Raw genomic sequence first — 18266 nt, 5'->3', positions numbered from 1 at the left:
CAACGGTGGGGGTGACGACCCCTGCCCGCCGCACCACCACAACCCGTGACCACGTCCGGCCGCGCCGGACGACGACCGAACCCCGATCGATGGAGACGCGCATGCCGAGCAGCAGCCCGAGCACGACCGCCGCCACCACCACCGTCAGCCCGGCCCGGGACACCGCCGGGTCCGCGACGACCTCCCCGCACGCCTACGACGCCGGACTCCTGCTCCTGCGCCTGGCCCTCGGCCTGACCATGGCCGCGCACGGCAGCCAGAAGCTGTTCGGCTGGTTCGGCGGCGGCGGGATCGACGGCACCGGTCAGTTCTTCACCATGAGCGGCTACCCGGCCGGCGACGCCATGGCCGTGGTGGCGGGCCTCACCGAGACGCTGGGCGGACTCGCCCTCGCCGTCGGCCTGCTGACCCCGCTGGCGGGCGCCGCGATCGTCGGCACGATGGTCAACGCGATAGCCGTCACCTGGGGCGGCGGCTTCTTCGCCCCGAAGGGCAGCGAGTACGAGCTGCTGCTGACCGCGGGCGCCGCGGCACTCGCCCTGACCGGCCCCGGCCGCTACGCCGTGGACCGCTTCCTGCCGGTGCTGCGGGCGCACCGCCTGGCGTACGGCGTGGCCGCCGTCGTGGTCGGCCTGGTGACGGCGGGCGTGATCCTGCTGCTCCGCAAGTAGCCGCTCCGGGAGGGGCGGCCGGGAATTCCCGGAATCCCCTCCTTCGCAAGCGGAAAGGGCATGGTGACGACTCGTCGCCATGCCCTTTCCGCTGTCGTGGATGGGTGGACCTTGGGTAAAGGCCTTCACAATATTGTGTGATGTGTGCAATGGTACATGGCACATCCCCACCGTCTCCACGGCGGAACCGCCCCACGCGGTGCCGTCGCCGACGGACCTCGCTCCACCGTAGGCCGCGCCCCAACTCGCGGCCTTTGACGGCCCGGAGGCCCCCACGTGAATGGCCGACGCTTACTGCGAGTCCCGCAGTTGGCAAGACTGTTGACGCTCGTTCTGACCCTCGTCCTGGCGGTCGGCGTGTTCGCCCCGCTCAGCCAGGCCACCCCCGCCGCTCCCACCCCCGGCGGGACGACCCCCGCCGGTGCGCCCGTCGGCACGGTGCCCGCCCACCTGGCGCCGCCGCCCGCGATCGGCGCGGACCGCGTCGACACCGCCCCCGCGCGGCCGGACGGCCGGAAGCGGCTCAGCCCGGAGGACCTGGTACCCCAGTCGCCGACGGCCCCGCTCACCGGCCTGCCGACGGCCGACCAGCCGCAGGCCAAGGCCTTCGGGCTGGGCGCGGCCGCCGACCGGCCCTGCAACGTCGGTGACTTCACCGGCCGGACCGGCAGCGCGCTGGTCCAGCAGATCAAGTCCGTCGACCTCCAGTGCGTCAACTCGCTGTTCAAGATCGGCCGCGGCGACGCCGCGAACGCGTTCCGCGAGTCGCAGATGACCGCCGTGGCGTACGCGGTGCGCGACGCCGCGAACAGCTACCAGGGCAACAACGGCGCGTCGATCTCGCAGCTGATGCTCTACCTGCAGGCCGGCTACTTCGTGCAGTTCTACAACCCCGACGTGGTGGGCCCCTATGGCGCCGGCCTGAAGACCGCGACCCGCTCCGCGCTGGACGCGTTCTTCGCCAACTCCCGTTCGCGGGACGTCACGGCGGACAACGCGGGCCCGCTGGCCCGGGCGACCACGCTGATCGACAGCGCCAAGGACAGCGCCCGCTACCTGCCGGTCGTCAAGCGACTGCTGTCCGACTACGACAGCGCCACCTGGAACCCGACCGGCATGGTCTACGGGCTGACCCCGGTGCTCACCGCGCTGTTCGCCGGACACTGGGAGGCCGACTTCCTCCCCGCCGTCAAGGCCGACCCGAGCGTGCTGGACACCCTGTTCACCTTCATCTCCCGCAACCAGGGCCTGCACGGTGGCACCTACGGGCGGACGGTCTACGAGGCGACCAACGAGCTGACCCGTTTCATGCAGTACCCGGAACTGCTGCCCAAGGTGCGCCCCTACGCGCGGGCCCTGGCTCAGCAGTCCGCCCCGACCGGACCCACGATGTACCAGCGCGGCTCGGTGGCGCTCGCGGTGAACTGGTGGGACAAGGCCGACTGCTCGTACTACGGCACCTGTGAGGACCCGGCGAAGTTCAAGGCCGCCAACCTGACGGTCGACCACACCTGCAGCCCGAGCATCAGGATCCTCGCCCAGGCGCTGGACAGCACCCAGGTCGGCACCGCCTGCACCAGCCTGAACGGTCAGGACGCGTTCTTCCACACGGTGGCCAAGGACGGCGGCCCGGTCAAGGACGACGGCAACAGCACGATCGAGGTCGTGGTCTTCCACTCCTCGCTCGACTACCAGGTGCTCGCCGCGGTCATCTACGACATCAACACCAACAACGGCGGCATGTACCTGGAGGGCGACCCGGCGACGGCCGGCAACCAGCCGCGCTTCCTCTGCTACGAGGCCGAGTGGGCCCGCCCGTCCTTCGAGATCTGGAACCTCAACCACGAGTACACCCACTACCTCGACGGCCGGTTCAACGTCTACGGCGACTACGACGCGGGCCAGGTCCAGCCGATCGACTGGTGGGTCGAGGGCTTCGCGGAGTACGTCTCCTGGTCGTACCGCAAGGCCGTCAACACCGACGCCATCGCGGTGGCTTCGCAGCACACCTACAAGCTGAGCGAGCTCTTCGACACGGTCTACGCCAGGAGCAGCCAGGACCGGGTGTACCGCTGGGGGTACCTGGCCGTGCGCTACATGCTGGAGCAGCACCGTTCCGACATGGACGCGGTCCTCGCCAAGTACCGCGCCGGTGACTGGAACGGTGCCCGCACCATCCTGAAGACCACCATCGGCACCCGTTACGACGCCGACTTCGACAGCTGGCTGACCAGGTGCGCCGCCGGCGCCTGCGCCGCCAACACGCCGGGCCAGTCGCAGTTGCCGGAGTGCACCGGCGCCGACACCCGGCAGCTGGACGCCAACTGCGCGCGCAGCAACGTCGCGGCGACCACGGGCAACTACGCGCACTTCTTCCTGACGGTGCCGGCCGGCACCAAGCAGGTGAAGATCACCACCAGTGGCGGCACCGGCAACGGCGACCTCTACTACAACCCGGGCAGCTGGGCGTACACCAACTCCCACGTCCTCCGGTCGACCAACCCGGACAACTCGGAGACGCTGACCGTCACCAACCCGCCGGCCGGCTACGTCTTCTTCGGCCTCTACGCCCAGCAGGGCTTCAGCGGGGTGAGCGTCACGAGCGAATTCTGAGCCGACCTCGGCATGCAGGACAGGTGACCGCCCCGGGCGGAGCGCTACGGCGCCCCGCCCGGGGCGGGTCCGTCGGTGGACCGCCATCACGGGTCCTGACCGAATTCCCCGCGAACTGCGCACAACGCCCCGGGTTCCCAAGGCCATGTGAGATGTGCCATGGTACATGTCACATCCCCCACCGTGCCCGACGGAACCGCCCCCACGCGGCGCCGTCACCAGCGGTCCTCGACACCCCCACCGGCCGCGCCCCACGTCGCGGCCGACGACGGCCCGGAGGCCCCCACGTGAGTCCTTCACGTCTGCTGCGACTCCCGCAGCTGGCACGATTGCTGACGCTCGTCCTGTCCCTGTTCCTGGCGGTCGGCCTGTTCGCCCCGCAGTCCCAGGCCGCTCCCGCCGCCCCCACCCCCGGCGGCACGCCCACGCCCGTCCCCACCGGACCGGCTCCGCAGCCCGCCACCGGCGCCCCCGAACGAGCCGACAGCGGGCAGCAGTTGGCCTCGGTCGACCAGCGCGCCCCGCTCCCGGTCGACACCCGGCCGGCCGAGGTCCGGCCGACCGCCAAGGCCCTGCGCCTCGGCGCGGCGGCCGAAAAGCCCTGTACCGTCGGCGACTTCACCGGCCGGACCGGCAGCGACCTGGTCCAGCACATCAAGGACGCCGACGTCCAGTGCATCAACAGCCTGTTCCAGCTCACCGGCGGCGACGCGCGCGGCGCGTTCCGCGAGGAGCAGATGAGCACGGTGGCCTACGCGCTGCGCGACGCGGCGGCCAACTACCCCGGTGACAACAGCACGTCGGTCGAGCAGCTGGTGCTCTACCTGCGCGCCGGCTACTTCGTGCAGTGGTACCACAAGCAGGACGTCGGCGAGTACGGCGCCGGCCTCAAGACCGCGATCCAGTCCGGCCTGGACGCCTTCTTCAACAGCGCGCACTCGCGCGACGTCGCGGCGGGCAACGGGCCCATCCTGGGCGAGGCCGTCACCCTGATCGACAGCGCCCAGGAGAACGTCCGCTACCTGCCGGTCGTCAAGCGGCTGCTGGGCGACTACAAGGCCGACACCTGGAACCCGGCCGGCATGGCGTGGGCGGTCAACCCGGTCTTCACCGTGCTGTTCCGCGGCCACCAGGTGCCCGGCTTCGACGCCGCCGTCGAGGCCGACCCGAGCGTGCTGGACGCGCTGTCCGACTTCGCGACCCGCAACAACGCCCTGCTCGGCGACACCTACGGCGTGCTGGTCTACAACGCGACCAAGGAGCTCACCCGCTTCCTGAAGGACACGGCCCTCCAGGCCAAGGTCCGCCCCCTCGCCAAGGGGCTGGTCGGCACCTCGGAGCCGAAGGGCCGCACCGTCTACCAGTGGGCCGCGGTCGCCGAGGGCGTCGACTACTACGACGCCGGCAACTGCTCGTACTACGGCACCTGCAACAAGGCCGACCAGCTCAAGGCCGGCGTGCTGACCGTGAAGCACACCTGCAGCCCGAGCATCACGATCCTCGCCCAGGCGCTGGACAGCACCCAGGTCGGCACCGCCTGCACCAGCCTGAACGGTCAGGACGCGTTCTTCCACGCGGTGGCCAAGGACAGCGGCCCGGTCAAGGACGACGGCAACAGCACGATCGAGGTCGTGGTCTTCCACTCCTCGCTCGACTACCAGGTGCTCGCCGCCGCGATCTACGGCATCGACACCAACAACGGCGGCATGTACCTGGAGGGCGAGCCGGCCACGGCCGGCAACCAGCCGCGCTTCCTCTGCTACGAGGCCGAGTGGGCCCGCCCGTCCTTCGAGATCTGGAACCTCAACCACGAGTACACCCACTACCTCGACGGCCGGTTCGACATGTACGGCGACTTCGAGGCCGGCATGACCACCCCGACCGTCTGGTGGGTGGAGGGCTTCGCCGAGTACGTCTCCTGGTCGTACCGCAAGGTCAACAACGACGCGGCCATCGCGGCGGCCGGCCGCCACACCTACAGGCTGAGCGACCTCTTCGACACCGCCTACGGCGACCAGGACCGGGTGTACCGCTGGGGATACCTGGCCGTGCGCTACATGCTGGAGCAGCACCGTTCCGACATGGACGCGGTCCTCGCCAAGTACCGCGCCGGTGACTGGAACGGTGCCCGCACCATCCTGAAGACCACCATCGGCACCCGTTACGACGCCGACTTCGACAGCTGGCTGACCAGGTGCGCCGCCGGCGCCTGCGCCACCGACGGCGGCACGCCCACCACGCCGCAGCTGCCGGAGTGCACCGGCGCCGACACCCGGCAGCTGGACGCCAACTGCGCGCGCAGCAACGTCGCGGCGACCACGGGCAACTACGCGCACTTCTTCCTGACGGTGCCGGCCGGCACCAAGCAGGTGAAGATCACCACCAGTGGCGGCACCGGCAACGGCGACCTCTACTACAACCCGGGCGGCTGGGCCTACACCAACGCGAACACCGCGCGTTCGACGGGCCCGGACAACTCGGAGACGCTGACCGTCACCAACCCGCCGGCGGGCTACGTCTTCTTCAGCCTCTACGCCCAGCAGGGCTTCAGCGGGGTGAGCGTCACGAGCGAAATGTGAGCCGAGAACGGCAAACGGACAGGTGACCGCCCCGGGCGGAGCGCTACGGCGCCCCGCCCGGGGCGGGTCCGCGTTCCGCGGCCGGCGGTCGGCGCCGACCGACGGGAACGGGGCCGGCGGGAATAACGATCCGCACCAGGGTGCTAAGGTGGTTGAAAGTTGGACTACCTGGGACGGGTGAGCAGCATGCAGTTCGGAATCTTCTCCGTCGGCGACGTGACGACCGACCCCACCACCGGTCGCACCCCCACCGAGCACGAGCGGATCAAGGCGATGGTGGCCATCGCCCGCAAGGCCGAGGAGGTCGGCCTGGACGTCTTCGCGACCGGCGAGCACCACAACCCGCCGTTCGTCCCGTCCTCGCCGACGACCATGCTCGGCTACATCGCCGCGCAGACCGACCGCATCATCCTCTCCACCTCGACCACGCTGATCACCACCAACGACCCGGTGAAGATCGCCGAGGACTTCGCGATGCTCCAGCACCTGGCCGAGGGCCGGGCGGACGTCATGATGGGCCGCGGCAACACCGGCCCGGTCTACCCCTGGTTCGGCCAGGACATCCGCCAGGGCATCCCGCTCGCGGTCGAGAACTACGCGCTGCTGCACCAGCTGTGGCGCGAGGAGGTCGTGGACTGGCAGGGCCGCTTCCGTACCCCGCTGCAGGGCTTCACCTCCACCCCGCGCCCGCTGGACGACGTCCCGCCGTTCGTCTGGCACGGCTCGATCCGCAGCCCCGAGATCGCCGAGCAGGCCGCCTACTACGGGGACGGCTTCTTCGCGAACAACATCTTCTGGCCCAAGGAGCACTTCAAGAAGCTGATCAGCCTCTACCGCGAGCGCTTCGCCCACTACGGCCACGGCACGCCCGAGCAGGCGATCGTCGGCCTCGGCGGGCAGGTGTTCATGCGGAAGAACTCCCAGGACGCGGTGCGCGAGTTCCGTCCGTACTTCGACAACGCGCCGGTCTACGGGCACGGGCCCTCGCTGGAGGAGTTCACCGAGCAGACCCCGCTGACCGTGGGCAGCCCCCAGGAGGTCATCGAGAAGACCCTGACCTTCCGCGAGACCTTCGGCGACTACCAGCGCCAGCTGTTCCTGATGGACCACGCCGGCCTGCCGCTGAAGACGGTGCTGGAGCAGCTGGACCTGCTCGGCGAGGAGGTCGTGCCGGTGCTGCGCGAGGAGTTCGCCAAGGGCCGCCCGGCCGGAGTGCCGCAGGGGCCGACCCACGCCGCGCTGGTCGCGGCCCGGGACGCGCGGGAGAACGAGAAGGCGGAGGTGGCCAAGTGACCGCGTACAAGCTGGTGGTGGTGAGCGCCGGACTGAGCAAGCCGTCCTCGACGCGGCTGCTGGCGGACCGGCTCACCGACTCGACCGTGCGCCGGCTCGCCCCGGAGGGCCGCGAGGTGGACGTCACGGTGGTCGAACTGCGGGACCTGGCGGTGGAGATCGCCAACAACTTCGTCACCGGCTTCCCCGGCGCCGGGCTGCGCGCGGCGATCGAGGCGGTGACGGAGGCGGACGCCCTGATCGCGGTGACACCGATCTTCACGGCCTCGTACAGCGGTCTGTTCAAGTCCTTCTTCGACGTGATCGACAACGACGCGCTCACCGGCAAGCCGGTGCTGATCGCCGCCACCGGCGGCACGCCCCGGCACTCGCTCGCCCTGGAGCACGCCGTCCGCCCGCTGTTCAGCTACCTGCGCGCGGTGGTGCTGCCGACCGCCGTCTACGCGGCCACCGACGACTGGGGCACGGCGGGGGACGGCCTCACCGACGGCCTGCCGCGCCGGATCGACCGGGCGGCCGGGGAGCTGGCGGCGCTGCTGGCCGGGCGCGACCCGGCGGCGCCGGAGCTGCCCGAGCAGGTGGTGCCGTTCGCCGAGCAGCTGGCGGCGCTGCGGGTCTGAAGCCGCCCGACGCCCGCGGGGGAGGGCCGCCCGTCCGCGTCGAACGGCCCGCGTAGAACGGCCCGCATTGAACGGCCCCGTCGGAACGGCTTCCGGCGGGGCCGTCCGGTCCGTCCGGTCCGCCCGGTGGGGCCGTTCGGCTGTGCGTCGGCCGTGCCGGATTGTCCGCTTTGCGATGTAATCATTCCCATGATCGGATCAGTGCTGGTCCATCCCCCGCCCGGCGTCCCCGTGCCACGCCGGGAGCGGCTGCCGTGAGCCTGCTGCGGGAGAACCCCGTCCTCGCACTGTTCACCTGCCTGGCGCTCGGCCTGAAGATCGGACACCACCTCCAGCGGATCTTCGCCGACTACCGCGCCGAGTGGGACGCCTCCCGGGCGTCCTGAGAGAGGTCACGCACCATGCAGACCGAACCGCAAGCCGTGCTCTCCCCGCTGACCAGCGCGGCCGTCTTCCTGATCCTCACCGTCGAACCCGGCCGCGAGGACGCCGTCCGCGACCTGCTGCCCGAGCTCGCCGGACTGCGCCGCGCCGTCGGCTTCCGCGCCCCCGAGGGCGCCCTCACCTGCGTCACCGGCATCGGCTCCGAACTCTGGGACCGCCTCTTCGCCGGCCCCCGGCCGTCCTCCCTGCACCCCTTCCGGGACGTGGCCGGGCCCCGCCACCGGGCCCCGGCCACCCCCGGCGACCTGCTGCTGCACCTGCGGGCCGAACGGATGGACCTCTGCTTCGAGCTGGCCGCGAAGCTCACCGAACGGCTCGCCGGGGCGGCGGCCGTCGTCGACTCCGTCCAGGGCTTCAAGTACTTCGAGGACCGGGACCTGCTCGGCTTCGTCGACGGCACCGAGAACCCGGAGGGCCGGGCCGCCGAACGCGCGGCCCTGATCGGCGCCGAGGACCCGGAGTTCACCGGCGGCAGCTACGTCGTCGTGCAGCGGTACGTGCACGACATGGACACCTGGAACGCGCTGAGCGTCGAGCAGCAGGAGGGGGCGGTCGGCCGCACCAAGCTCGACGACATCGAGCTGTCCGACGACGTCAAACCCGCCGACTCGCACGTGGCGCTCACCGTGATCACCGGTCCGGACGGCGAGGAGCGGCAGATCGTCCGCTTCAACATGCCGTACGGCACCTTCGGCTCCGCCGGCCGTGACGGTGAGGTCGGCACCTACTTCATCGGCTACGCGGCCGACCCCGGGGTGACCGAGGAGATGCTGCGCAACATGTTCATCGGCAACCCGCCCGGCACCACCGACCGGCTGCTCGACTTCTCCACCGCCGTCACCGGCGGGCTGTTCTTCGTCCCGACCGCCGACTTCCTCGACTCCCCGCCGCCGGCGCCGGCTGCTTCCGCGTCCGTCCCCGTCCCTGCGGCCGTTCCCGCGGCCGTCCCCGCTTCCGTGGCCGGTTCCGGGGACGGCTCGCTCGGCATCGGAAGCCTCAAGCAGACCACCTGACAGACGCCCTGACAGACCACCTGAACAGGACCCCGCACATGAACAACCTCCACCGGGACCTCGCCCCGATCTCCGCCGCCGCGTGGGAGGAGATCGAGGAGGAGGCCCGCCAGACCTTCAAGCTCCACATCGCCGGCCGCCGGGTGGTCGACCTCAACGGCCCCGAGGGCGCCACCCTCGCGGCCGTCGGCACCGGCCACCTGACCGCCATCGACCCCCCGACCGACGGCATCCAGGCCCGCGCCCGCGCCGCCCAGCCGGTGGTCGAGCTGCGCGTCCCCTTCACCGTCCGCCGCGACGCCGTGGACGACGTCGAACGCGGCTCCCGGGACTCCGACTGGCAGCCCGTCAAGGACGCCGGTCGCAAGCTCGCCCTGGCCGAGGACCGCGCCGTCTTCGAGGGCTACCGCGCCGCCGGCATCGACGGCATCCGCGCCGCCTCCACCAACCCTGCGGTCCAACTCCCGCAGGACGTCAGGGAATACCCGGAGGCCGTCAGCCGCGGGCTCACCGCCCTCCGCCTCGCCGGCGTCGGCGGCCCGTACTCACTCCTGCTCGGCGCGGACGCCTTCACCGCGGTCAACGAGACCAGCGACCACGGCTACCCCGTCCACAACCACATCGCCCGCCTCCTCGACGGGGACATCATCTGGGCCCCGGCCATCGAAGGCGCCTACCTGCTCTCCGCCCGCGGCGGGGACTTCGAGCTCTTCCTTGGCCAGGACGCCTCGGTGGGCTACCTCTCCCACGATGCCGAAACGATTCAGCTCTACCTTCAGGAGACGCTGACGTTCCGGGTGTACACGGGAGAGGCGGCCGTGACGTTGGTCCGCAGCAGACCCTGACCGGTGGCTCGTACGGTCCGGTGCGCGCGACCCGGTCTCCCGCGCCCTCCCGCCCTCGTGCGTGGGCACGAGGGCGGGAGGCTCGCTCACATCAGCAGCTGGGGAGCGTGCCGCTGGCGCCCCGGGGCAGTGCACACCAGATGGGCAACCACTCCCAGCACGACGACGAGCCATCCTGGTTGTGGTTGTGGTCGAACGAGACCCTCGCGCGAGAGGTCGAACGTACCCGGGGTGATGTTACGTGGTGCAAGGTTGTCGTTCTCCTTCAGCTGTGCTCGAAGGGGCGTTCCCCTTCGGAACACCAGTGCATCAGGAGACACCCGTGTCAATCAAGTCGCTTGCGTAGCAGGCATCTTGACTGATAGTCATATGTGTGACAGCTGTGGGGCGAGGGGTACTCCGTCACGAGGAGCATCGGTCCTGGCGGTCGCGGATCTCGGCGAGTGCGTCCCTGGCTCGGGTGGCCTCCTCGACCGCGTGGATCCGCTCGGCGAGGTGGGCGGCTGTCGCCAGGTGCTCGGCAGCCTCGTCGGGCAGGCCGAGCGCGTCCGAGCACAGACCCAGCCCGCGGAGGGCGATGGCCTGCTCGCGGGTGGTTCCGACGGAGCGTGCGAGGCCCAGCGCGGTGGTGTACTGGTCGCGGGCGTCCGTGTGGCGCCCGGCGGCGCGGAGGGTGTCCGCGAGGGCGATCAGGGCGTTCACCTCCGTTCGCACGCCACCGCTCTCCCGGAAGGTCGCGAGGGCCGACCCGTACAGCTCCAGGGCGCGGTCGAGCTCTCCGGGAATCGAGAGAGAGGCCGCCAGATTGATCTTCACGATGGCGAGGTCGAACTGGGGCAGGTGGCCACTCCCGAGGCTGAGGACCAGTTCGAAGGCTGATCGGGCCGCGAGGAGGTTCCGGGCTCCGAGGTGGAGGTCGCCGATGTTGTTGAGGATGCGCAACTCGAACGGCCGGTCGTTGAAGTCGCGGGCGAGCGGGAGGGCGTTGCTGTAGGCGGACAGCGCGGATTCCGCATTGCCCAGAGAGCTGTGCACGATGCCGACGTTCGCGAGGCAGCGGGCGGCATTCCAGTGGTCGCCGGCCTCCCGACGGATGCCCAGCGCCTCCTCCTGATGAGCCAGGGCCTCGGACAGCGCCCCTTGGTGCCATCGGGCGAGGCCGAGGATCCCGAGTGCGTTGGCGACGGCATCCCGGTCGCCCTCCGCCCGGGCCAGGTCCAGTCCGTGCGACAGGGCTTCGACGGCGGACGGATAGCGGGACGCGTTGGCGAGCGTCGCGCCGAGGTCGATCAGCGCCCGCGCCTCGCAGCGGTCGTTCCCGACGGATCGCCAGTGGGCTGCGGCCGTCCGGTGCATGTCATGGGCGTCGCTCCAGTAGGCCTCGGCTTCGAGGTGGCCGGCCAGCACATGGGAGATCCAGGCGCCGCTCTCGGGGAATCCGAGCTCCCCGGAGTTCGCCACCAGGGCCAGCAGGCCCGGACGTTCCGTGGTCAGCCAGGCCTTCACCGACTCGTGGGAGTCCAGGGCGAGGTCCGTCAGCAGGTCGGCCAGGTCGGGCCCGCCGACGGGCTCGGGAACCGGCAGTCTCGAACGCCGCGGATAGAGGAGGCGGTCCGCGGCGTCAGCGGCGTGGAGAGCGTAGCGGAACAGCCGATTGACGGCCGCCGCTCGTTGCTCCTCGCCCGGATCCAGAGCGGCGGCGAATTCCCTGATCAAGTCATGGAACTGGTAGCGCTCCGGTGAGATCTCCTGGATCAGATGGCAGTTCAACAGTGCCTCGAGAATGCGGTCGGTCACGTCGACCGGCTGCCCGAGCAACGCGGCTGCCGCGTGGAGCCCGAAGTCCGGGCCCGGATGGAGCCCGAGCAGTCGGAAGGCCGAGCGCTCGCTCGGCGGGAGATAGCGGTAGGAGAGCTCGAACGCCCGGGCGATGCTCTCCGACCCATTGCGGAATTCGGCAAGGCGTCCGGTCTTGCGGGCCAGCCGCCGCGCGAGATGGGGGAGCGTCCAGGACGGGCGTGCCTTGAAGCGGCTGGCGGCCAGTGCGATGGCGAGTGGAAGCAGGCCGCAAAGCTTCACGATCTCGATGATGTGTTCCCGCTCCACCGCGCGCTCCGGGCCGACCACGTTCAGGAACAGGGCGACGGCGTCATCCACCGTCAGGACGTCCAGGAACACCGTCTTGGCGTCCGGGAGGTCGGTGAGGCGCTGACGGCTGGTGATGATGACCAGGGCGGTCGGTGCGGGCGGCAGCAGCGGGCGGACTTGAGTGGCATTCGAGGCGTCGTCGAGGATGACGACGGCCCGACGCGAGGACAGGGCCTCCACGCACAGTGCGAAGACCTCCTCCGCGTCGAGCGGGATGCTGGTGGCCGGAACGCCCAGGCGTCTGAGCAGGAGGGCGCCCGCTGCCTGCGGGGTGAGCGGCGGCTGGTTGCCGACGTGGGCGCGCAGGTTGAGGTAGACGTAGCCGTCCGGGAAGTACTCGCACATCAGGTCGGCGGCGTGCAGGGCCAGGGTGGTCTTGCCGACCCCCGGCATGCCGAGGATCGCGGAGACGGTGACGACGCCGCCGTGGGCGAGCCGGTCGTGGGGGCGGGGCAGTACCCGGCGCAGGTCCTCCTCCCTGCCGACCATGCGGTGCCGTCCGGGCACCCGCGCCGGAGGCGTCACGCGAGGGGCCGGAACCAGTGAGGGGGGTGGAGTGATCGCGGCTCGCCCCCGTTCACCGGGGAGCGGTTCGCCACGCAGCATGCGCTGATGCAGGCGGGTGAGCGGGCCACCGGGCTCGGTGGCGAAGTGGGCGTGAAGCAGGCGGACGACGGCGGGGTAGACGGCCAGCGCCTCCGTTTGTCGGCCGGCGGCGTGAAGGGCGGTCATCAGGTGCCCGGCAAGACGTTCGTCGGTGGGACGGTCCTCGCGCAGCGCGGTGAGCTCGGGGATCAACTCGTGGTGCCGGCCGAGGCGTAGGTCGACCTCGACCCTCAGCAGCGTGGTGGTGAAGTGCTGGTCGGCCATGGCGGTGCGGGCGGTCTGGGCCCAGGTGCCCGGAAGCCCGGCGAGCGGCTCACCGCACCAGAGCTCCTCGGTTCGGTTCAGTACGGTTCTGGCCTGGTGATCCTGCCCGTTCTCGGCGAGGAGTCTGGCCTGTCGGGCGAGGTCCAGATACTGATGCCAGTCAATCAGTTGGGGGTCGGCCCTGAGGGTGTACGTGTGCGATCGGGTGTCGATCGCCGGGGCGTCCGGCGGGCTTTGCCCCCCGGCGAACCGGGTTGCCCGTCTCAACAGGGCGCGAAGGTGGGAGATATGGCTGTACAGGCTGGCCAGCGCGCTGGGAGGCGGTTCGTTGTCCCATAGTCGGTCCGCGAGTGACGTGTGGGACAGCGGCCTTCCGACCTCCAGGGCCAAGGCCGCCAGTAACTGTCGCCGCTTGTCCGATGGGATCGCCAATTGCTCACTGTTTACCGATAGTTCAACTGAACCCAGGAGATGAACCCGCATCTTGACGCCCCCCGCCGGTTGGCTACCAGCTTGCCGTGTCGCGGGTGAGCATCGCATGCACGTGAGGTAATCGGCCATACCACCGCAGGGTTCGGTGCCCATGCCTTTGGGAATTGTCTCGACATGACGAGGCGTCATGTGATAGCGCCGCAGGGGTAATTCGTCCGAGGCCGGGGGGCCCAGTGACAGGATCGACCGTGGTCGGCGGGCGCCGGTGAACGACGTCAACCTGCCGTACGGAGTGGTGCGGAACTCGCTGGCCGGTGCCACGACGGTCGCCGGTCCGGTGGTGCAGGCCGGAACGATCCACGGCGGGCTGCACCTGCACGGCGCGTCCGCCCTGCCCACGCCCAGGCAACTCCCGCCCTGTCCGCGGCGGTTGATCGGGCGGGAGGCGGACCTGGAGGCGCTGGACCTCTCGCTGGCCCCCGACGCCGGGGCGGCGGACGTCACCCTCGTGGTGACCGGCCCCGCCGGGGTCGGCAAGACGGCCCTGGCCGCGCAGTGGCTGCGCGGCCAGGCCGGCCGCTTCCCGGACGGCCAGCTGTACGCGGACCTGCGCGGCTACGCGCCCGGTGGCCCCGCCGACCCGGCCGAGGCCCTCGGCGGCTTCCTGCGGGCCTTCGGGATCTCCCCGGTGCCCGGGAGCCTGGAGGAGGGGGCCGCGCTCTGGCGCTCGCTGGCGGCGGAGCGGCGGATCGCGGTGCTGCTGGACAACGCCTCGACGGCCGCCCAGGTGCGGCCGCTGCTGCCCGGCTCGGACCACACGGTGGTCGTGGTGACGAGCCGCCGCCGGCTCACCGGGCTGGGCATCGACGGTGCGGTGTTCCGGCCGTTGGGCCCGCTCGCCCGGGAGGCCTCCACCGAGATCCTCGCCGCGCGGGTCGGCAGGCACCGGGTGGTCGACGAGCGCGCCGCCGCGGCCGAGGTGGTGGAGGCCTGTGCCGGGCTGCCGCTGGCGATCTGCCTGGCGGCGGCCCGCATCGCGGCGCGCCCGGCCCAGTCGCTCGCGGCGACGGCCGAGATGCTCGGCCGCGGCACCGACCGGCTGGCGGTGCTGAACGTGGAGGGGGAGACGGTGCGGGACCTGCTGGACGCGTCCTACGGCGTGCTGGAAGCGGAGGCCGCCCGGCTCTACGGGCTGCTGGGCCTGCTGCCCTTCGCCGAGTTCACCCTGGAGAACGCCGCCGTGCTGGCGGACGTGGACGTGGCCGGGGCCGATCGGCTGCTGGACGGTCTGATCGATGTGCACCTGCTGGAGGAGACCGGGCCGGAGCGGTTCCGCTTCCACGACCTGGTGCGGCTGCACGCCCGGGCGCACGGGGCGCGGGTCCGGGCGGCCGGGTCCACCGGGGCCGCGCTGGACCGGCTCGTCGACTGGTACCTCGCCTCGGCCACGGCCGCCGAGGCGGTCGTCTCGCCGACCCACCGCACCCTCGCCCGCGACTACCGCAGCCGCCCCGTCCATCCTGCGCGGGAGTTCGGGGGCGACGTCCCGGCCCTGGAGTGGTACGACGCGGAACGCGACCGGCTGGCGGGTGTCCTGCGCTGGTGCGGGGAACTGGACCGCCCCACGGCGGCGTGGCAACTCGCGGACGCCATGTGGCCGTTGTTCCTGCGGCTGCGCCCGGCCCGGCTGTGGGTCGAGGCCACCCGGATCGGCCTGGACGCGGCCCGGGCGGCCGGTTCCCGCAGCGGCGAGCTGCGGATGCTGACCGACGGCGGGAACGGACTGCGGAACGCGGGGGAGGGGGAGGAGGCGGCGCGCTGGTTCACCGAAGCCCTCGTCCTCGCCCGGGAGCTGGGCCGTCCGCTGGTGCAGGCGGACGCGCTGTACGGGCTCAGCCAGACCCACCGGATGGCCGGCCGGCTGGACGCGGCCGCCGAGTGCCTGCACGAGGTGGTCCGGCTCCGCGAGGCCGAGGACTACCTGCGCGGTTCGGCGCTGGCCCGGCTGGCGTACGGCGAGGTGCTGCTGCTGGCCGGCCGGGCGGCCGAGGCGGTGGAGCCGGTCGAGCGGGCGGGCCGCGAGCTGGCCTCGATCGAGGACGACTACGAGGCGGCCCGCGCGACGGCCTTCCTGGGCCTGGCGCACGGTCGGCTGGGTGCGTACGAGCGTGCCGAGGCCCATCTGGAGGAGGCCCTGGCGGGGTTCCGGGCCCGGCTGTCCGCGCACTGGGAGGCGCGGACGCTGGAGTTCGCCGGGCAGGTCGAGGAACTGCGCGGCCGACCGGACGCGGCGCGGGCCCGGTTCGAGCAGTCCAGGGCCCGGTACCAGGAGGTCGGTGCCACGGCCGAGGCGGCCAGACTGGCCGACCGCCTCGCCGCGTACGGTGTGGACGGCGCCGTCACTCCCTGTCCGGGCGAACCGGCGGCGTGAGCCGGTTCCACCCGGAGCCCGGGGTGCGGCACCCGGCGGCGCTGACCCGGTCGAGTTCGTCCAGCGTCCGTCCGGCCGCCAGCCAGGCGTGCGCCAGCGAGCCGAGGGCCGGCGGCGGGACGGGCCCGCCGCCCGGACCGGAGGCCCACAGGACGAGCCGTTCCCCGGTCCGGGCGAGCACCAGCACCGCTCCCGGACGGTGTTCGGCCGTGACCACCGCACACCCGGGGTGCGCGGAGAGCAGTCCCGCGAGCCGTGCGTGGGCGTCCGCCGCCGGAACGGGACCGAGGTGCAGCACGTCGGCGTGCCGGCGCCAGCGCAGGCCGCCGGGCTCGGTGAGGTCGAGCACGAGGTGCTCGTCCACGAACCCGGGCCCCGGCCGCTCCGCCGCAGCCGTGGCCGCCGGGTCGGCGGCCAGCAGCCCGTGGCGGACACCGGCGGTGGACGTCACCCGGGCCTCGAACAGCGTGGTCGCCGAGCCGTCGTGCGCGCCGGGGCGGACCGGCGCCAGGCGCACCGTGTGCAGCGCGGCGGTCATCCGGCCCGCCGCGCGTCGGCCGCCGCGATCGCGTCCAGCGGTTCGGGCAGCGGGAGCGGTTCCGGATCCGGGGTGTGCGCCGGCTGGCCGAGCCCGAGGACGCGGTACAGCAGTCGGCGGGCGTTGCGGTCGAAGCGGCCCGGTTCGGAGCTGATCCGGTCGGCGATGGCCGCGTAGTCCTCCGGGCGGTACTGCTCGGCGGCGTAGGCGAGTTGGCCGGTGAGCGGGTGCCCTGGGGCGAGCGCGGGGGCGGTCCGGGCGAGCTGCGCGGCCGGCGAGCGCGGGTTGACGTGCCGGTGCGGGTACTCGGCGAGCAGGACGGGGACGCCGGTCATCGCGCCGTACAGGGTGACCGAGCCGTGGTCCCCGATGACGAAGTCGGCGGCGACCAGCAGCGGCCGCCAGTCCGTCTCGGGCGGGATCACCGTGACGGCTCCCCGGGTGGTGGCCTTCGCCCAGGAGCGCACCGCGTAGGCGGAGTGCTGGGCCGCGATGTTGGGGTGGGGCAGCAGGACGGCCCGGTAGCCGTGCCGGGGCAGTTCCGAGGTCAGTCTGGGCAGCACGGCGTCGAGCCGGGTGAAGAGCGAGCCGTCGCCCCAGGTGGAGGAGACCAGCACCAGCTTCTCGTCCGGCCGCAGCCCCAGGGCGCTCCGGTGGTCCTCCCGGTGCGGCAGTGCCGCGGAGATGCGGTCGTAGCACGGGTCGCCGACCACTTCGGCGATCGGCAGGGCGTCCGGGCAGCCGCGCCGGAGTTCGAGCAGTTCCTCCTCGTGGGCCAGGGCGAACGAGGTGGGGACGAGCCGTCCCTCCCAGTAGAGGTAGTCCCGACCGAGCCCGATGGCCGCCCGCTCGCCGTCCGGGGCGCTGCGCCGGGCCAGCTTGATGTTGCCGGCCCCGTGCGGCAGCCGGACGACCGGGCCGTGCAGCTGCTCGATCCCCTGGGAGCCGGCGGCCAGGATCAGGTCGAACTCGCGCCGGACCGCCTGCTCCCACGGCAGTACGGTGCCGCCCAGCGCCCGGAGGATCTCCGCGGCGCCCCCGTTGAACATGTGCGGTGCCACCGTGAACTGCACGTGGACCCGCAGGTCCGGGGCGAGCAGCGAGTAGAAGTCGTGCAGCCGCTTGGCGTACACCATGGTCTGTGCGACCACGAGCACCTCCTTGCGGTCCCGCAGGGTTTCCCAGGGCCCGTTGTTGCTCCAGGGCGCCGGCGTCCGTCGCGTTCCGTCCGTCGTGGTGATGTCCTGTTCCCCGTGCACCAAGGTCATCCTTCTCCCCCTCCTTGATCCCAGGTTCGGGGCCGTTCGCGGGCCCCGGGGTCGATGGTCCCCGGGGCGTCTGGCGGATTCCATGACGCGATCTGGTCGGTGCTTGCGGAAACCTTGTGTCCGCTTCCCGCGCCGCCGCCCGGCCCCCGGAGCCGGGAAGGGTACTGAGTTCCTTTACGAGGGGTACTGAGTGCCGTATTCTCTCCGTGGAGCCTCTGACGCCAGTCGAAGAGAGCCGACACGGTATGCCGGTCCAGGTGGTGCTTGCGGTGCGCGGGCCGCGCCGGGCCGGACTTGGCACTCAGTACCCTCGGCATGCCTGAGGCCATGGATCCAGTGCACCCGTGCACCCGTGACAGGAGAACCGCTCATGAGCTTGAGGATCGTCGTCTGTGTGAAGCACGTCCCGGACGCGACGGGTGACCGTCGTTTCGCGGACGACCACACCACCGACCGGGAGGGTGTGGACGGCCTCCTGTCGGAGCTGGACGAGTACGGCGT

Annotated in this window: 12 protein-coding genes and 1 pseudogene; 10 read left to right on the top strand and 3 right to left on the bottom strand. The window is 71.8% G+C overall.

The window, feature by feature from the left end:
* The first annotated feature begins 101 nt into the window (after positions 1-101).
* The 8 genes from ACZ6EM_RS33010 to ACZ6EM_RS32975 all read left to right on the top strand — a co-directional run bounded on the left by ACZ6EM_RS33010 (position 102) and on the right by ACZ6EM_RS32975 (position 10078).
* Complete coding sequence (locus ACZ6EM_RS33010) at positions 102-671, top strand: DoxX family protein (RefSeq protein WP_380452029.1); 570 nt, start codon at positions 102-104, stop codon at positions 669-671.
* Positions 672-992: 321 nt separating this feature from the next.
* Positions 993-3284, top strand: coding sequence for a M9 family metallopeptidase (locus ACZ6EM_RS33005; protein WP_465773981.1), 2292 nt, complete (start codon positions 993-995; stop codon positions 3282-3284).
* Between the two features lie 287 nt (positions 3285-3571).
* The gene (locus tag ACZ6EM_RS33000; RefSeq protein WP_465773980.1) at positions 3572-5863 is read left to right on the top strand and encodes a M9 family metallopeptidase; all 2292 of its coding nucleotides are present in this window, start codon (positions 3572-3574) and stop codon (positions 5861-5863) included.
* Positions 5864-6049: 186 nt separating this feature from the next.
* On the top strand, positions 6050-7156 hold the full coding sequence (locus tag ACZ6EM_RS32995; protein WP_401055156.1) for an LLM class flavin-dependent oxidoreductase: 1107 nt from the start codon (positions 6050-6052) through the stop codon (positions 7154-7156).
* Positions 7153-7776: an FMN reductase gene (locus ACZ6EM_RS32990; RefSeq protein WP_401055155.1), complete on the top strand. Its 624-nt coding sequence runs from the start codon at positions 7153-7155 to the stop codon at positions 7774-7776. Before ACZ6EM_RS32995 ends, ACZ6EM_RS32990 begins: the two co-directional genes overlap by 4 nt.
* A gap of 254 nt (positions 7777-8030) precedes the next feature.
* Entirely contained in the window at positions 8031-8162 is a 132-nt protein-coding gene (locus ACZ6EM_RS32985) for a hypothetical protein (RefSeq protein ID WP_401055154.1), read from the top strand.
* Between the two features lie 15 nt (positions 8163-8177).
* A complete protein-coding gene (locus tag ACZ6EM_RS32980; protein WP_465773979.1) occupies positions 8178-9233 on the top strand; it encodes a Dyp-type peroxidase in 1056 nt (351 codons plus the stop codon).
* 38 nt (positions 9234-9271) lie between these two features.
* Positions 9272-10078 carry a family 1 encapsulin nanocompartment shell protein gene (locus tag ACZ6EM_RS32975; protein WP_401053675.1) on the top strand — a complete coding sequence of 269 codons (807 nt, stop codon included), beginning with the start codon at positions 9272-9274 and terminating at the stop codon, positions 10076-10078.
* A gap of 402 nt (positions 10079-10480) precedes the next feature.
* Here ACZ6EM_RS32975 and ACZ6EM_RS32970 read toward each other — a convergent pair whose 3' ends face one another.
* Positions 10481-13681 carry an AfsR/SARP family transcriptional regulator gene (locus ACZ6EM_RS32970; RefSeq protein WP_465773978.1) on the bottom strand — a complete coding sequence of 1067 codons (3201 nt, stop codon included), beginning with the start codon at positions 13679-13681 and terminating at the stop codon, positions 10481-10483.
* A gap of 112 nt (positions 13682-13793) precedes the next feature.
* On the opposite strand from ACZ6EM_RS32970, the gene ACZ6EM_RS32965 reads away from it, so the two are divergent.
* Positions 13794-15959: a tetratricopeptide repeat protein gene (locus tag ACZ6EM_RS32965; protein ID WP_465773977.1), complete on the top strand. Its 2166-nt coding sequence runs from the start codon at positions 13794-13796 to the stop codon at positions 15957-15959.
* On the opposite strand, the gene ACZ6EM_RS32960 is transcribed toward ACZ6EM_RS32965, so the two are convergent.
* Together ACZ6EM_RS32960 and ACZ6EM_RS32955 are read right to left on the bottom strand one after the other, a co-directional pair.
* Positions 15928-16497, bottom strand: coding sequence for a hypothetical protein (locus ACZ6EM_RS32960; protein WP_465773976.1), 570 nt, complete (start codon positions 16495-16497; stop codon positions 15928-15930). The genes ACZ6EM_RS32965 and ACZ6EM_RS32960 overlap by 32 nt on opposite strands.
* Positions 16494-17765, bottom strand: a complete 1272-nt coding sequence (locus tag ACZ6EM_RS32955) for a hypothetical protein (protein ID WP_465773975.1) — start codon at positions 17763-17765, stop codon at positions 16494-16496. The genes ACZ6EM_RS32960 and ACZ6EM_RS32955 overlap by 4 nt, the downstream gene beginning before the upstream one ends.
* 370 nt (positions 17766-18135) lie before the next feature.
* On the opposite strand from ACZ6EM_RS32955, the pseudogene ACZ6EM_RS32950 reads away from it, so the two are divergent.
* Positions 18136-18266 (top strand): annotated as a pseudogene (locus tag ACZ6EM_RS32950) (electron transfer flavoprotein subunit beta); the annotation flags it as partial.

It is taken from the genome of Kitasatospora sp. NPDC041917, from assembly GCF_055589745.1.
The sequence above is the reverse complement of the archived record's forward strand: the minus strand, read 5'-3'. Positions and strand labels throughout refer to the sequence as shown.

What these genes read in the sequence shown, in the direction of transcription:
- ACZ6EM_RS32960 (WP_465773976.1), bottom strand. Translation starts at nt 16,497, where the DNA reads ATGACCGCCGCGCTGCACACGGTGCGCCTGGCGCCGGTCCGCCCCGGC.
- ACZ6EM_RS32970 (WP_465773978.1), bottom strand. Translation starts at nt 13,681, where the DNA reads ATGGGCACCGAACCCTGCGGTGGTATGGCCGATTACCTCACGTGCATG.
- ACZ6EM_RS32975 (WP_401053675.1), top strand. Translation starts at nt 9,272, where the DNA reads ATGAACAACCTCCACCGGGACCTCGCCCCGATCTCCGCCGCCGCGTGG.
- ACZ6EM_RS32980 (WP_465773979.1), top strand. Translation starts at nt 8,178, where the DNA reads ATGCAGACCGAACCGCAAGCCGTGCTCTCCCCGCTGACCAGCGCGGCC.
- ACZ6EM_RS32955 (WP_465773975.1), bottom strand. Translation starts at nt 17,765, where the DNA reads ATGACCTTGGTGCACGGGGAACAGGACATCACCACGACGGACGGAACG.
- ACZ6EM_RS33010 (WP_380452029.1), top strand. Translation starts at nt 102, where the DNA reads ATGCCGAGCAGCAGCCCGAGCACGACCGCCGCCACCACCACCGTCAGC.
- ACZ6EM_RS32995 (WP_401055156.1), top strand. Translation starts at nt 6,050, where the DNA reads ATGCAGTTCGGAATCTTCTCCGTCGGCGACGTGACGACCGACCCCACC.